The organism is Streptomyces sp. NPDC058289, assembly GCF_042880975.1.
GTDB lineage: Bacteria > Actinomycetota > Actinomycetes > Streptomycetales > Streptomycetaceae > Streptomyces > Streptomyces stoeckheimensis.
Genome location: NZ_JBHVYI010000012.1, coordinates 44433 through 57642, shown reverse-complemented (window position 1 = coordinate 57642; position 13210 = coordinate 44433). Strand labels below are relative to the sequence as shown.

Here is a 13210-nt window from a genome sequence, read left to right as displayed (position 1 = left end):
AGAACGTGCGTATGACCGATGGTGTGCACGAGACGCTGGACAAGCTCTGCGACGAGGGCATCGAGCAGGTGATGGCGCCGTCATCTGCACCGGAATCCGGAGCTGCCGAACCGTGAGGCCGCGACCGCGCGGCTCGTGGCGCGGGAGCTCGCCGGGTTCGGACTGGACGAGGTGCGGACCGGCATCGCCGGGCACGGGGTGGTCGGGGTGCTGCGCGGCGGCCTGTCCGGGGACCGGGTGGCGGCGCTGCGGGCCGATATGGACGCGCTGCCCGTCCCCGACCGGTGCGGCGCGGACTTCGCCGCCACCGGGCAGGCCTCGCACGCCTGCGGCCACGACTGCCACACCGCGATGCTCCTCGGAGCCGCGCGCGCACTGGCCGACGTACGGGTGCGGGAACGGCTGCCCGGAACCGTGCTGTTCGTGTTCCAGCCCGCCGAAGAGGGCCCGCCGGTCGACGAGGAGGGCGGGGCGCGCCTGATGGTGGCCGAGGGTGCCTTCGCGGACCCCGTCCCCACGATGGCCTTCGGCATGCACGTCACCCCGCACCCCAAGGGCTGGGTGGGCTACAAGTCCGGCCCGATGTACGGGGCCTCCTGCCTGGTCCGCGTCACCGTCACCGGCCGGCAGTCCCACGCCTCCTCCCCCTGGCACGGCATCGACCCGATGCCCGCCGTCGGGGCGCTGCTGACCGGGATCGGCCAGCTCTACCGGCAGGTGTCGGCGTTCTCCCCGGTCACGGTCTCCATCGGCCACATCGAGGACGTCGGCCGGTTCAACGTCATCGGTGAAACCGTCACCCTGTGGGGCACGATCCGCTGCGCCGAGGAGCGGGACATGCCCGAGGTCAAACGCCGGCTGGCCGCGCTGGCCGAGCACACCGCCGAGGCCTACGGGGCCTCCGCGACCGTCGAGCTGCTCCAGGACGTGCCCGCCGTGCGCAACGACGCGGCCTGGGTCGAGGCCGCACTGCCCACCCTGCGCCGGGTCGCGGGCGCGGACCGGGTGGTGGAGGTCGGTGGCAGGCTCGGCTACGACGACGTCTCCGAGCTCATCACCCGCTTCGGCGGGCTGTACGTGATGCTCGGCGTCCAGGACACCGCCCTGGACCCGGCGAGCGGCGAACCGGCGCCCGTCCCCGGCGGCCGGGGTCTGGTGGGCAACCACCACCCCGGCTTCTACGCCGACGACGACACCCTGGTCACGGGCGTGAGGCTGCACGCGCACGCCGCGTACGACCACCTGGCCGGGACGCTCGTCACGCGCTGACCGGCGTCCTCGCCAGGGCGGCGAGCTCGTCCAGTACGGCCGCCAGCTCGCCCGCGAGGCCCTCCGGGGCCCGGAACCCGTCGGCCGTGACCAGCTCCGTGATGCCCGGGACGGCCGCCGAGGCCTCGGCCGGCACCATGCCGACGGCCTTCAGCACCGGCCGCAGCATCCGGCCGGCCGGGGCGCCGCCGGAGCCGCCCGCGCTGTAGGAGAGCAGGCCGGCGGGCTTGCCCTGCCATTCGCGGTAGAGGAAGTCGACGGCGTTCTTGAAGGGGGCCGTGAAGCCGCCGTTGTACATCGGCAGGACGAAGAGGAAGGCGTCGGCGGAGTCGACCAGGGCGCTCCACGCGCGGGTGTGGGGGTGGGTGTAGATCCCGGTGGAGGCGTATTCGGGCTCGTCCAGGAAGGGCAGGGCGATCTCGGCGAGGTCGACGGGGGTGACCTCGAAGCGGCCCTCCTCCTGCTCGCGTGCCAGGTCGGCGGCCCAGCGGGCCAGGGGGCGGGCGGCGGAGGTGGGGCGGACGGAGGCGGAGATGACGTGCAGGCGGATCGGGTTCATGGCGGGCTCCTCACGGCCGGGGTGGCTTTGTTGACGTGTCACCTATGACGTCCCGCTCATGAGACCGCAGAGATGGGTGACGTGTCAACTAGGTAGGTGACGTGTCACGTACCGGTCTAGACTCCGACCATGACCGAGAACGAGGACGAGAGCGGACCGCGCTGGCTCAGCGAGCCCGAACAGCAGGCGTGGTACGCCTGGCGGCGGATGTTTCCGCTGGTCAACGCCGATATCGCACGCGATCTGACCCAGGACAGCGGGCTCTCCGAAGCCGACTACGACGTCCTGTCCGTCCTCGGCTCCACCGACGGCCACCGCATGCGCATCAGCGCCCTCGCCGTCCTGATGCAGTGGTCCCGCAGCAGGCTCTCCCACCAGCTCACCCGGATGGAGCAGCGGGGCATCGTCCGCCGCGAAGAGGTGGCCGACGACGGGCGCGGCGCCGAAGTGGTGCTCACCGAGCAGGGCGTCACCACGATCATGACGGCCGCCCCGCTCCACGTGGAATCGGTGCGCCGCCACCTGATCGACATCCTGACCCCGGAACAGCTGCGCACCTTCGCCGAGGTGGGCGAACTGCTCCGCACCCGCCTCGGCGTGGAGCGCAAGACCCGCTGAGCCGTAGGGCTACGGCCGCCAGACCACCCGGTGCTCCGCCAGGTGGGCCAGGACCGAGTGGTTGGCCTCCCAGCCGTCCGGGAACTTCATCGTCACGCCCAGCTGCACCGGTTCCGAGGACGGGTGGGCGTCCAGCAGCTCCGCTATCCCCGCCCGGGCCACCACCACGCAGGCGTGCCGGTGCCGGGAGGCCAGGACGCACAGCCGGCCCGTCTCCAGGTGGAAGGCCGTCGCGTCCGGGCGGCCCGACAGGGGGTGCAGGACCACCGTGAGGTCGTACTCGCGGCCCTGGAGCCGGTTGGCCGTGTCCACGGTGACCCCTGTGACCCCGAGCGCGGACAGCGCCGCCCGGACCGCCGCCGCCTGGTCCCGGTGCGCGGTGCCCACCGCGATCCGCTCCGCCGTCAGCGGGGACGGCCCGCCCGCGTGCTCGTCCACCGTCACCGTGCCCCGGTCCAGCGCCCGCCGCACCACCAGGGCCACCGCCCGCACCGCCTCCGGGTCGGTGCGCGGAGTGTGCCGGGCCGGCAGCTCCAGCAGCCCCCATCCCGACTCGGCGGCCTCGTCCAGCACCCGGTCGGGGCCCGACCCGTCGCCCGTGACCCCGTAGGACATCCGCCGTTCGCCCGGACCCGTACCGCTACGGAACTGCGTGTACGGGTAGAACGCGCGGGAGACCAGCGGCGCGGCCGAAGCCGGCAGCCGCCAGGACACCGGCAGTCGGTGCTGCGGCAGGTCAGGGTTGTGCGCCAGCAGGGTGGACACCGCCGACGCCGAAGGATCGTAGGACAGGCCCGCCCACTGCTCCGCCCCGACCACGCTGAACGGGTCGAGCTGCCCCGGGTCGCCCACGAACAGCGCCCGGTCGAACAGCCCGGCCACGGCCAGCAGCGCGTCCGAACGCATCTGGTACGCCTCGTCCACGATGGCGTGCTCCCAGGGCTCCACGTCCTTGACCCACGCCCACTTGGCCGCCGTCGAGATCGTCACCGGCAGCCCCGCGAGGTCCCCCGGCTTCGCCGAGAGGACCACCGAGTCCAGGTCGCGCAGGGCCGGATCGTAGGCGTCGCCCTCGCTGCTGTGCAGCCGGCCCACCCTCAGCTCCGGATCCTTCGCGTGCAGCCGCAGCACCAGGTCGTCGACCTGCGCGTTGGTCTGGGCGACCACCATCAGCCGGCGCCCGGCCGCCGCCAGGTCCCGGGCCGCCCGCACCACCAGGGTGGACTTCCCGGCCCCCGGCGGGGAGTCGACGACCACGCCCCGGGCCCCGCCGTGCAGGGTGTCGCGCAGGATGGCGTCGGTGGCCCGGCCGGCGGCCGCGCCCGGATCGAAAGCGGTGCTCACAGGAGGTCCTCGGCGGTCACGGGGTCGGGCAGCGGCAGCACGGGGGCGTCGCCGGTCAGGTGCGCGGGCGGACCGCCGTGGGTCCACGGGGTCTGCTCCGGGTCCGGCAGCTTCGGGCCGCCGCGCGCATCGTGCTCGAACAGCGTCCAGCACACGCGGTCGCCCTTCTCCGGCACCGAGCCCGGCTCCGGGTCCTTGCCGCGGCCCATCTTGTCGAGGACGCGCAGCACGAGCCGCCCGTCCTCCTCCCGGCGCACGAACTGCGCGCTCTGCGGGCGCCCGTCCAGCGAGCGGTAGACCTTTGGACCGCCGCCACCACCGTCCTCGGTGAGCTGCGGCCGGTCCTCCGTGGCCACCCACACCAGCGGGCGCGGGCTCGGCCGCTTCGACTCCGTCCACTCCATGACCACTTCGGTCACCTCGCCGGCGAAGGCCTCGCCCGAGAGCCGCCGGCCCGCCATCACCAGCAGGTCGTCCAGCGCCTCCTGGGCGTCGAGCCGCACCTGCTCGGTCTCCCGCGCCGCGAGCTTGCGCGCGGCCGTCACCGCGTCGTCGCGGCGCGGCTGCGGACCCTCGCCCGCCCGGACCCGGTCCCGGTGGCCGGTGTAGGACCAGCGGTCACCGGTCCAGCGGTCCTCGGCCCGCGGACCGGGGGGCAGTTCGCGCAGCAGGGCGATCGATTCCCAGACCGCCCGCCAGGTGCCCTCCATCTGCTCCACGACCAGCCGCCGTACCGCCTGCTCGGCGGCCGCGCGCTGTCCGTCGCCGTTCCCGCTCGCAGTCGCAGCGGCTCGTGCCGCGTCGAACTTCGCGATCGCCGGGGCCAGCAGCTTGTTGTCGAAGGCCGGATCGGTGGCCGGACCGGCCGGCGGGACCAGCAACTGGCCCCGCGGGTCCCGGCCGAGCTCCGCGCGCAGCGCCCCCTCGGCACCGGACTCCCCCTCCGGGGGGTCGATCCACGCCAGCAGGGCGCCCAGGTGCTGGTCCTCCAGGTTGCTCTGCCCGGTCGCCCAGTGCCGCGACAGCAGGTCCGTCGCCGACAGCAGCATCGAGGAGCCGGGCACCCGCGAGCGCTCGGCGAAGTGGGTGAACCAACGGCCCAGCAGCGGCACCTGTGCGGGCACCGGATACGGGTTCTCCGGGTCCTCCTCGGCGGTCCGCCGGAACCGCATGGACCGCCCCAGCAGCCGTACGTACTCGATGCCCGCGCGGCTCGGCACGATCAGCTGCGGCGCGTCCAGGCAGAGCTCGGCCTCCACCTTGACCCGCTTGCCCGTCTCCGGATCGGTCTCGGTGCGCTCCACCGGTTCGACGGCGTCCGCGTAGCCCTCGATGTACGGGACCACGTGCCCGGCCAGCTCCGCCAGGAACTCCCACCGCAGGTCCCGGTCGCGCGGCTGCGGTATGGCCAAAACGTGCGGCCGGTCCGGATCGGTGCCGACCAACGCACCGAGCGGAGCCCCGGCCTCGCCCGCCGTGGTCAGCGGTACGAAGACCAGCGGACGCTCGGACAGGTGCCGGTGCCGTACGGTCGCCAACGGCTGGGCCCGGCCCGCGCGGACGGCCTCCAGTCGCGCCAGGGTGTTCAGCAGGGACATGCGGTGGCCTCCGTGCGGACACGGGCGGGGGCCTGCTCCAGCGCCTCGGCGCGCAGCCGGGCGGCCCGGTGCAGCGCGGCGGCCGTGGGGTCCTCGGGGGCTGCGCCATCGGGAGACGTACGACCCGAGGCCGCCGCGAGGGCGGCTTCGACCGTGGTCAGCCCGCCCAGCTCGCCCCGTACGGAGCGGCCGAGCGCGGTCACCTCGTCGGCCCCGCGCGCCCGCTCCCGGCAGTGGAAGGCCAGCTCGCAGGCGGCCAGGCACTCGGGGGCGTAGGCGGCGGACACGGCCGACACGGCCTCGGTCAGCTCCTCGGCGGAGCACGCCGGATCGAAGGTGAGGCCTTCGGGCAGGGCCCCGGCCAGCTCCTCGACCCGGGTGAGCCGCTCCAGCTGGCGCCGGGTCACCGAGCGCTCGCGGCGGATGTCGACGGGGGCCGCGGTGGGCAGGTTGGAGAAGTCCTTGGGGCAGACGAGCAGCACGGTGTGCCCGACCTCGGCGCCGGCCACCTTCGCGGCGGTCGTCTCCAGGGCCAGCACGTAGACGGCGGCCTGCCGGGCGGCGGCGCCCACCTTCGCGGCGTCGGCGGCCCCGTCGATCATCGGGAAGGACTTGATCTCCACCACGGTCCAGCGCCCGTCGGGGTGCACGACGACCGCGTCCGGCTCCAGGTAGGAGGGGGAGCCGGCCACCTCCAGCGCGAGCATGGGGTGATCGAGCAGGGTCCAGGCCCCGGCGGCGGTCGCCTCGCGGAGCGCGAGAGCGGTGCGGGCGGCGCGGCCCTGGGGGCCCGCGGCGGTGAGGTCGGGGGTGAGGGCGTCCGGTCCGGGCGGGCCGGCCGCGCCGCCGGATCCCGCGCCGAGGTGCTCGTAGACCAGCCGCAGGAGCTCGGCTCCGCCGTCTCCCTTGACCTTGGCCTCGAAGGAGTTGCCGCGCACGATGGCGAACTGCGACTGCCCGAAGGCGGCGGGGGAGCCGAGGGCCGCCGCGAGGACGGTCTTGTCCACGCCGGCGCCGTCGAGCAGGGCGCGTCGGCCGCAGCCGGGGTTGGCGGCGAGGGCCGCCAGCGCGCGGGCGTCGAGCGGGCGCGGTGCGACGGCGGGGCCGCGCAGGTCAGCGAGCCGTTGCCGCAGTGTTTTCGGGGTACTCGGGGTATTCAGGGGACTCATCGGCTGCGCGGCCTGCGTGGCCTGCCGTGCCGCCGGCTGCGTCGTCGGCGCGGGGGACCGCGGCGGGGTCTGCGGCGGCGAGGCGCTGGACGGGTAGGAGCTCACCCGCGGAAGTCTCCCATCCGCCACTGACAATCGTGGACTTACCGCGGAAACCGGCTGTTCGGGTGGTGTGCGGGGCGGGCTCGGCGGACCCGCCGGACGCGGGGAGTCCGGCCCCGGCGCCCCGGGCGATCCCGGTGATCCCGGCGGGCAGGGCGCGGGCCGCGAGGTAGCCGGCCCCCATCACGGCGGCCCCGGCGACGGCGTCGAGGAAGTAGTGGTTGGCCGTGCCCATGACCACGAGGGTGGTGACGGTGGGGTACGCGGCGCCGAGCGCCCGGACCAGCGGTCGGCGCGCGCAGCTCCACAGGACGACCCCGCACCACAGCGCCCAGCCCACGTGCAGGCTGGGCATGGCGGCGAACTGGTTGGTGAAGGAGCCGAGCCCGCGCGGCGCGCTGGCCTCGCCGCCCCACCAGCCGTAGGCGCTGTAGCGGGCCATCGTGTCGGTGAATCCGTACGAGGCGTCGAGCAGCCGGGGCGGGCAGGTGGGCACCAGGGCGAAGCCGACGAGCCCGAGGAGGGTGGAGACCATCAGCCAGGAGCGGGCGAAACGATACTGCTGGGGGCGGCGCCGGTAGAGCCAGACCAGCACCGCGGGGGTGACGAGGTAGTGCAGGGAGGCGTAGACGAAGTCGGCGGGTATGCCGAGCACCGCCTGTCCGGTGAAGAGCCGGTTGAGCGGCCGCTCCAGGTCGAGGGCCAGGATCTCCTCCATGCGCAGGATCGCGAGCCCGTGGTCCACCGCCAGCCCGACGTCGCCCCGGGCGAGGAGTCTGCCACCCGAGTACGCCGCGTAGACGAGTCCCAGGAGCAGCAGTTCGGCCCACCATCGCGGAGGCTGCCGCCTATTAGTCATACGGCGTATGACGTGCGTGAAGAGCCAATGGTTGCTTGGCGTTCACCGGAGACCTCCGACGGAACCCCGCCCTTCACGGCGGGGAGGAATCGGACTCGTGCGGGGCGGGGCAGCAGGCTGGGATTCGCAGCCAGAGCGGATCGCAGTGCCCTGACCGGCGGATTTGAGCATCACACGTAGCCTCACTAGTTTGTGAGCATGGCCACACGCCTGGTGAAGCGGGCGTTCACATACCGCTTCCATCCGACCGATGCGCAGGCAGCCGAGCTGTCGCGCACCTTCGGTTGTGTGCGGAAGGTCTACAACGACCGCTCCCCGAGGGCGCCGTGCCGTCCACGGTCGCCGTGTCGCAGGACGCGGCCGGGCGCTGGTTCGTCTGCATGCTGTGCGACGACATCCCCGCGCCCATGCCCGAGACCACGCAGGCCGTCGGGATCGACGCCGGTATCACCAGCCTGGTGACGCTCTCCACCGGAGAGAAGGTCACCAACCCGAAGTTCGAGCGCAAGGACCGTGCCCGTCTGGCGAAGGCTCAGCGGAACCTGTCCCACAAGGCCAAGGGCGACGGCGCCAACCGGGCCGAGGCCCGGCGCAAGGTCGCCAAGATCCACGCCCGGATCGCCGACCGCAGGCGTGACCACCTGCACAAGCTGACCACTCGGCTCGTTCGTGAAAACCAAACGATCGTGATCGAGGGCCCGACCGTACGCACCATGGTCAAGAACCACACCCTGGCCCGCGCCATCAGTGACGCGGCCTGGACCACGATGCGCCACATGCTGGAGTACAAAACTGCCTGGTACGGAAGGAACCTGGTCACCATCGACCGATGGTTTCCCTCCTCCAAGCTCTGCTCCGCCTGCGGCACCATCGCAAACAAGATGCCGCTGCACATCCGTGAGTGGACGTGCAGCTGCGGCGTGACCCACGACCGCGACGTGAACGCGGCGAGGAACGTTCTGGCGGCCGGGCTGGCCGTGTCTGTCTGTGGAGCCGGTGTAAGACCTCAACGGAGTACTCCGGGCGGGCAGTCGGCGACGAAGCAGAAAACCCCACGGCGCGAGCCGTAGGAACCCCCTCCCGTCAGGGAGGGGAAGATGTCAACTGATGGATGATGGAGCGGCGACGTAACCCACGCAAAGCAGTGCGAATGGGCGGTTCCGTCGGTGTTGGCCCCACTCGCCCCCTCGACCGGGAGAACTCATATGGCCCCCCGCATCCTCTTGGCCCGCCACGGCCAGACGGCGTGGTCCCAGCTCGGCAAGCACACCGGACGCACGGACGTGCCCCTGCTGGAGGAGGGGAAGCGCGGTGCCAAGCTGCTCGGCGAGCGCCTCGCCCGCGACCCGTGGGCGAGCCTGCGCGGGCTCGAGGTGCGCACCAGCCCCCTGGTGCGGGCGAGCGAGAGCTGCGACCTGGCCGGCTTCGGCATCCAGGCGGAGCCGTGGGACGCGCTGATGGAGTGGGACTACGGCGACTACGAGGGCATGACCCCGGCCGAGATCCAGGCGATCCGGCCCGGCTGGCTGATCTGGCGCGACGGGGTCCCGGGCGGCGAGTCCGTCGCGGACGTCTCGGCCCGCGCCGACGAGGTCGTCACCTGGGCGCGCTCGGCCGAACGCGACGTCCTCGTCTTCGCGCACGGCCACATCCTGCGCACCCTGGCCGCGCGCTGGCTCGGCTTCGACGCCTCCTTCGGCGCCCGCATCCGCCTGGAGCCGACCTCCCTGTCGGTCCTGGGCTGGGCGTACGGCGCCCCCGCCCTGGAACGCTGGAACGACACGGGGCACCTGGACGCGTAGCGCGGCCCTGCCGGCAGGGCCGCTCCCTCGACCGCCCCCGGTCTGCCCGTCGGGGGCGGCCCGCCGTGCCCGGATCCAGGTCAAAAGACGGACGGCGAAGTCCCCGTCCGGCGAAGTCCCCGTCTCAGATTCCCCGTACGGCGACGCGGTCGCCGCAGAGCAGTCCCATGTCATCCTCGTCGGACGTGAAGATCGTGACGCTTCCGGGTTGGCGCAGTGCCACCGCGGCAAGCGCCGCGTCGATGGCGTACTTGTGCCCGTGCAGGCCGGCGGTCTCCAGCAGCTCGATCGCTTCGCCCGCGATCTCCCGGGTGACCGGTTCGACTGCGATCTTGGAAAGGGTCCTAGTCCACGCAGCCTTCCTGACCTGCTTGTGGTACGCCTCGACGAGCGTCATGGAGCTGGTCATCACCCGGATTCCCGAGCGGTCCGCGTCCTTGAGGCGGGCACCCATGGTGCGGTTGCCGAGCACGGCCTGGGAGAGGCCCTCGCTGTCGAGCAGGTAGACGAGCTCGGACATCAACTCGCCTGCCGGTCCGCCACGGACCGGGCCTTGAGCTCCGCGTGCTGCCGCTGAAGCGAGAGCCGCTCCGCCTCGGCGAGCGCAAGTTCGGCGTCGGTGACCTCCCCGTGCTCGCCCTCCCACCAGCCGACGAACTCGTGAAGGTGGTCCCGTTCGCGCTGACGCTCTATGGCTTGGGTGACGTATCGACTGAATCCACCGGACCCCACCTCGGCGCGGATCTCCTCCGCCAGCTCCTCAGGCAGGGTCACGGTGTATTTCTTCGTTGCCATACCGGTCATCACACCGCCGAGGCGTGCCGCCCGAGGAAGGCGCCGACGCGCGGGGAGCGCTGGTGCGGGACCAGCGTGCGGGCCGTTGCCGCCAGCATCGACTGGATCCGGGTCGACTGGACCTCCTCCAGCAGCGCCAGCACCCGGCCGCCCGCCCAGGCGGCCTCGTCGGGGGCGCCCGCGTGGGCCAGGTTGTCGGCCAGCTCCGCGGTGTAGAGGGCGACGTTGCGGGCGAAGTGCGGGTCCTGGAGGTCCGCCGCCCGGCGGGCGTGCCGGGCGGCCCGGGCGTGCTCGCCGAGCGCGGCCCAGCAGCGGGACTCCAGGGACTCCAGCTCGGCCTCGCCGAAGAAGGACATCCACTCGGGGTCCGCCCCCGCCTCGCCGCGCGAGAACTCCGTGTGCGCCCGGGTCAGCGCCTCCTCGCAGGCCTTGCGGTCGGACAGCCCGGCCCAGCCGCCGGCCTCCCGCAGCGCGAGCAGCGACAGGAGTCGCGGGGAACCGAGCGAACGGGCGGCGCGGCGGCCCGCCTGGGCCGCCCGTACCGATTCGCGGGGGCGTCCGCAGTCCCGGGCGAGGAACGCCATGTTGCTGAAGGCGTGCGCCTCCAGGCCGGAGTCCCCGGAGACCCGGGCCGTGGCCAGCGCCTCCGCGTAGTGCGAGCGGGCGTCGTCGAACCGGCCCGAGTCGTGCGCGAGCCAGCCCACCGAGATGGCCAGCTCTCCCGCGCCCGCGTGCAGCCGGTCCTCGGTGGACTGCCGGGTCGCCCCCGCGTCGAGCAACGCGTAGGCGGTGCGCAGGGGTTCCGCGGCCCGCCGGTACAGGGCGTCGGCGCCGTGCCGGTCGTCCAGCAGCCGGATCTGGCGCACTGCGTCCTCGACGGCGGCCGCCTCGGACTCGCCGGCGCGGGAGGGGAGCCGGCGGGTGTCACCGAGCAGGGTGAGGCTGAGGGTCGCGGCCGCCACGGTCGCGGAGCCCCCCGCCATGAACGCGCGACGCAGCACGTCGCTCTCCTTGGAACGCGAAGGGGCAGGGAAGCCGGTGGGGTGGGGGCGTTTGGCGAAGGCGGAGAACGGCGCGGCCTGCTCGCGCTGCGCCAGCCGGCCCCGTACCGTCTCGCGCGGGGAGAACCCCAGGTCGGCCAGGGTGCGGCCGGGGAACATGTGGAGGAAGACCCGCTCGTAGGCGTAGTTGGGGCAGCGGATCTCGCCGGACTCGACCCGGCCGATGTAACGGGCGTCGCAGGAAACCGTTTCTCCGATTTCCTTCGCCGCCCTGCGCACCATCGCGGCGAACTCGGCCGGGGAGTGCTGACCGCGCAGTCGCCGGAAGGGAGTGTTGGGTGAGTGGGGGGACGCCGCCATGGACGTGGCCTCTCTGGGCAAGTGATTGCGCTGCCGGTGCCTGTGTGGTGAAGCGGTGGTGCCTGTGTGACGCGCTGCCCGGCGGGCACGAACGTACCGCCAGCGATGGAGGGTTGACTCGGTGTTTGGCTACAAAACGGATATCTCACCCGCGATCCGCCATGAACTGCCATCCTTTGCAGCGTCTTGCCGCCGCACCTGTTGACGTTCCCGTGCGTTGAACTCATGCGGAGTGGGAGGAAGCCCGCCGGCTTCCGGGACCGCTCCCGCGATGCTCGTACGCGGATCGAGGAGGGGTTCCCTTGGTGGAGGGCGGCATGGAGAGTACGGATGTGAACACCGCGTCCGAGCCCGGAGCGGCCCTCCTCATGGGCGCCCCGGACCTGGTCACCGTGCCCACCCGGCAGGGGCTGGAGGCCGTCGACATCATCCAGCGGGCCGCCGGCCAGGCCAGCCGCGCGGGCGGCGTCGGCCCGGTCCTGCACGACGGCTCCGGCAGCACCCTCGGCTTCCTCGTCCCGCCCGGCACCGCCGACGCCTGGGACCTCCCGGGCAGCGCCTGTACGCACACCAACGGGCGCGGCATGCGCTTCGGCGACAGCTCGGCCACCGCGGGCGACACCGGCTGGCTGCTGCCGCCGGAGGCCGTCGGGCCGGTCACCGACCCGGAGGTGCTGCGGGCGGCGCTCGGCGAGGCGGCCCGGCTGATCGAGGCCGCCGACAACTGCCGCTGACGCCCGCCGACCTCCACCGACCTCCGTCGATCCCCGCCCCCGGCCCTGACCAGCCATAATGAGGGCGTGGCAGGCAAGGGCAAGGGCAGCAGTGACAAGGGTCGCAATGACAAGGGCCGCAGCGACAAGGGCGGCAGTGACAAGCGGCGCGGGCGCGAGAGCGCCGAGGCGCCGGCCGGGCCGGTGGACGGCGGCCACGCCGCGCTGGAGCCCGACCGGGAGCGGTCGCGCGCCTGGACCCTGCTGATCGACGGAGCACCGCAGTCCCACGTGGACCTGGACGACCCCGGCCACCTCGACTTCTCCTACCAGCGCCGGATCGGCCACCTGATCGATCTCTTCGCCCCCGCACGCCAGCCCCTGAACGTGCTCCACCTCGGCGGCGGCGCCTTCACGCTGGCGCGCTACACGGCCGCCTCCCGCCCCCGCTCGACGCAGCAGATCGTCGAGATCGACGCCGGGCTCGTGGCCTTCGTACGGGAACACCTGCCGCTGGACCCGCAGGCCCGGGTCCGGGTCCGCGCGGTCGACGCCCGGGCCGGGCTGGCGAAGATCCCGGACGGCTGGGCCGACCTGGTGATCGCCGACGTGTTCAGCGGGGCCCGCACCCCGGCGCACCTGACGAGCGCCGAGTTCCTGGACGACGTACGCCGGACCCTGGCGCCGGGCGGCTGGTACGTGGCGAACCTCGCGGACGGTCCGCCGCTCTCCCATCTGCGGGGCCAGATCGCCACGGCCGCGTCCCGGTTCGCGGAACTGGCGCTGGCCGCGGACCCCGTGGTGTGGCGGGGGAAGCGTTTCGGCAACGGCGTACTGGTGGCCGCCGACCGGGAGCTCCCGGTCGCGGAGTTCACCCGCCGGGTGGCGAGCGACCCGCACCCCGGCCGGGTCGAACACGGCCGCGCCCTCATCGACTTCGCCGGCGGCGCCGTCCCGGTCTCGGACGCCTCGGCGGTGGCCTCGCCGGAACCCCCGCCGTCGGTCTTCCGCTGACGCTCGG

At 73.4% G+C, this 13210-nt stretch carries 13 protein-coding genes and 1 pseudogene; 6 read left to right on the top strand and 8 right to left on the bottom strand.

The window, feature by feature from the left end:
- The first annotated feature begins 84 nt into the window (after positions 1-84).
- Complete coding sequence (locus ACFVX6_RS08650; RefSeq protein ID WP_389689443.1) at positions 85-1269, top strand: M20 family metallopeptidase; 1185 nt, start codon at positions 85-87, stop codon at positions 1267-1269.
- Here ACFVX6_RS08650 and ACFVX6_RS08645 read toward each other — a convergent pair.
- Positions 1259-1828: an NADPH-dependent FMN reductase gene (locus tag ACFVX6_RS08645; protein WP_389689332.1), complete on the bottom strand. Its 570-nt coding sequence runs from the start codon at positions 1826-1828 to the stop codon at positions 1259-1261. The two genes, ACFVX6_RS08650 and ACFVX6_RS08645, sit on opposite strands and share 11 nt — an antisense overlap.
- Positions 1829-1957: 129 nt before the next feature.
- Here ACFVX6_RS08645 and ACFVX6_RS08640 point away from each other — a divergent pair, with 129 nt between their 5' ends.
- Positions 1958-2446 (top strand): MarR family winged helix-turn-helix transcriptional regulator, encoded by a 489-nt coding sequence (locus tag ACFVX6_RS08640; protein ID WP_389689331.1) that lies wholly within the window; start codon positions 1958-1960, stop codon positions 2444-2446.
- 9 nt (positions 2447-2455) lie between these two features.
- Here ACFVX6_RS08640 and ACFVX6_RS08635 read toward each other — a convergent pair whose 3' ends face one another.
- Genes ACFVX6_RS08635 through ACFVX6_RS08620 form a run of 4 tightly spaced genes read right to left on the bottom strand, consistent with a single transcriptional unit; the run spans position 2456 to position 7518 of the window.
- Complete coding sequence (locus ACFVX6_RS08635) at positions 2456-3790, bottom strand: AAA domain-containing protein (RefSeq protein ID WP_389689330.1); 1335 nt, start codon at positions 3788-3790, stop codon at positions 2456-2458.
- Positions 3787-5388 (bottom strand): hypothetical protein, encoded by a 1602-nt coding sequence (locus tag ACFVX6_RS08630; RefSeq protein WP_389689329.1) that lies wholly within the window; start codon positions 5386-5388, stop codon positions 3787-3789. Before ACFVX6_RS08630 ends, ACFVX6_RS08635 begins: the two co-directional genes overlap by 4 nt.
- Complete coding sequence (locus ACFVX6_RS08625; protein ID WP_389689327.1) at positions 5376-6557, bottom strand: hypothetical protein; 1182 nt, start codon at positions 6555-6557, stop codon at positions 5376-5378. Before ACFVX6_RS08625 ends, ACFVX6_RS08630 begins: the two co-directional genes overlap by 13 nt.
- Positions 6502-7518, bottom strand: a complete 1017-nt coding sequence (locus ACFVX6_RS08620; RefSeq protein ID WP_389689325.1) for a phosphatase PAP2 family protein — start codon at positions 7516-7518, stop codon at positions 6502-6504. Before ACFVX6_RS08620 ends, ACFVX6_RS08625 begins: the two co-directional genes overlap by 56 nt.
- A 198-nt stretch (positions 7519-7716) precedes the next feature.
- On the opposite strand from ACFVX6_RS08620, the pseudogene ACFVX6_RS08615 reads away from it, so the two are divergent.
- A pseudogene (locus ACFVX6_RS08615) lies at positions 7717-8588 on the top strand (transposase).
- 135 nt (positions 8589-8723) lie between these two features.
- Positions 8724-9320 carry a histidine phosphatase family protein gene (locus tag ACFVX6_RS08610; protein WP_389689323.1) on the top strand — a complete coding sequence of 199 codons (597 nt, stop codon included), beginning with the start codon at positions 8724-8726 and terminating at the stop codon, positions 9318-9320.
- Between the two features lie 124 nt (positions 9321-9444).
- On the opposite strand, the gene ACFVX6_RS08605 is transcribed toward ACFVX6_RS08610, so the two are convergent.
- The 3 genes from ACFVX6_RS08605 to ACFVX6_RS08595 are packed head-to-tail and all read right to left on the bottom strand — an operon-like array spanning position 9445 to position 11476.
- Entirely contained in the window at positions 9445-9840 is a 396-nt protein-coding gene (locus tag ACFVX6_RS08605; protein WP_389689321.1) for a PIN domain-containing protein, read from the bottom strand.
- Positions 9840-10115: a hypothetical protein gene (locus ACFVX6_RS08600; RefSeq protein ID WP_389689319.1), complete on the bottom strand. Its 276-nt coding sequence runs from the start codon at positions 10113-10115 to the stop codon at positions 9840-9842. The genes ACFVX6_RS08605 and ACFVX6_RS08600 overlap by 1 nt, the downstream gene beginning before the upstream one ends.
- An 8-nt stretch (positions 10116-10123) precedes the next feature.
- The gene (locus ACFVX6_RS08595) at positions 10124-11476 is read right to left on the bottom strand and encodes a tetratricopeptide repeat protein (RefSeq protein WP_389689317.1); all 1353 of its coding nucleotides are present in this window, start codon (positions 11474-11476) and stop codon (positions 10124-10126) included.
- A gap of 317 nt (positions 11477-11793) precedes the next feature.
- Between ACFVX6_RS08595 and ACFVX6_RS08590 the strand changes: the two genes are divergently transcribed.
- The gene (locus tag ACFVX6_RS08590) at positions 11794-12210 is read left to right on the top strand and encodes a hypothetical protein (RefSeq protein WP_389689315.1); all 417 of its coding nucleotides are present in this window, start codon (positions 11794-11796) and stop codon (positions 12208-12210) included.
- 66 nt (positions 12211-12276) lie between these two features.
- Complete coding sequence (locus tag ACFVX6_RS08585) at positions 12277-13203, top strand: spermidine synthase (RefSeq protein WP_389689313.1); 927 nt, start codon at positions 12277-12279, stop codon at positions 13201-13203.
- Positions 13204-13210: the final 7 nt, after the last annotated feature.

Coding starts and splice junctions, on each gene's coding strand:
- ACFVX6_RS08645 (WP_389689332.1), bottom strand. CDS start 1,828: ATGAACCCGATCCGCCTGCACGTCATCTCCGCCTCCGTCCGCCCCACC.
- ACFVX6_RS08640 (WP_389689331.1), top strand. CDS start 1,958: ATGACCGAGAACGAGGACGAGAGCGGACCGCGCTGGCTCAGCGAGCCC.
- ACFVX6_RS08630 (WP_389689329.1), bottom strand. CDS start 5,388: ATGTCCCTGCTGAACACCCTGGCGCGACTGGAGGCCGTCCGCGCGGGC.
- ACFVX6_RS08625 (WP_389689327.1), bottom strand. CDS start 6,557: ATGAGTCCCCTGAATACCCCGAGTACCCCGAAAACACTGCGGCAACGG.
- ACFVX6_RS08620 (WP_389689325.1), bottom strand. CDS start 7,518: ATGACTAATAGGCGGCAGCCTCCGCGATGGTGGGCCGAACTGCTGCTC.
- ACFVX6_RS08610 (WP_389689323.1), top strand. CDS start 8,724: ATGGCCCCCCGCATCCTCTTGGCCCGCCACGGCCAGACGGCGTGGTCC.
- ACFVX6_RS08605 (WP_389689321.1), bottom strand. CDS start 9,840: ATGTCCGAGCTCGTCTACCTGCTCGACAGCGAGGGCCTCTCCCAGGCC.
- ACFVX6_RS08600 (WP_389689319.1), bottom strand. CDS start 10,115: ATGGCAACGAAGAAATACACCGTGACCCTGCCTGAGGAGCTGGCGGAG.
- ACFVX6_RS08595 (WP_389689317.1), bottom strand. CDS start 11,476: ATGGCGGCGTCCCCCCACTCACCCAACACTCCCTTCCGGCGACTGCGC.
- ACFVX6_RS08590 (WP_389689315.1), top strand. CDS start 11,794: ATGGAGAGTACGGATGTGAACACCGCGTCCGAGCCCGGAGCGGCCCTC.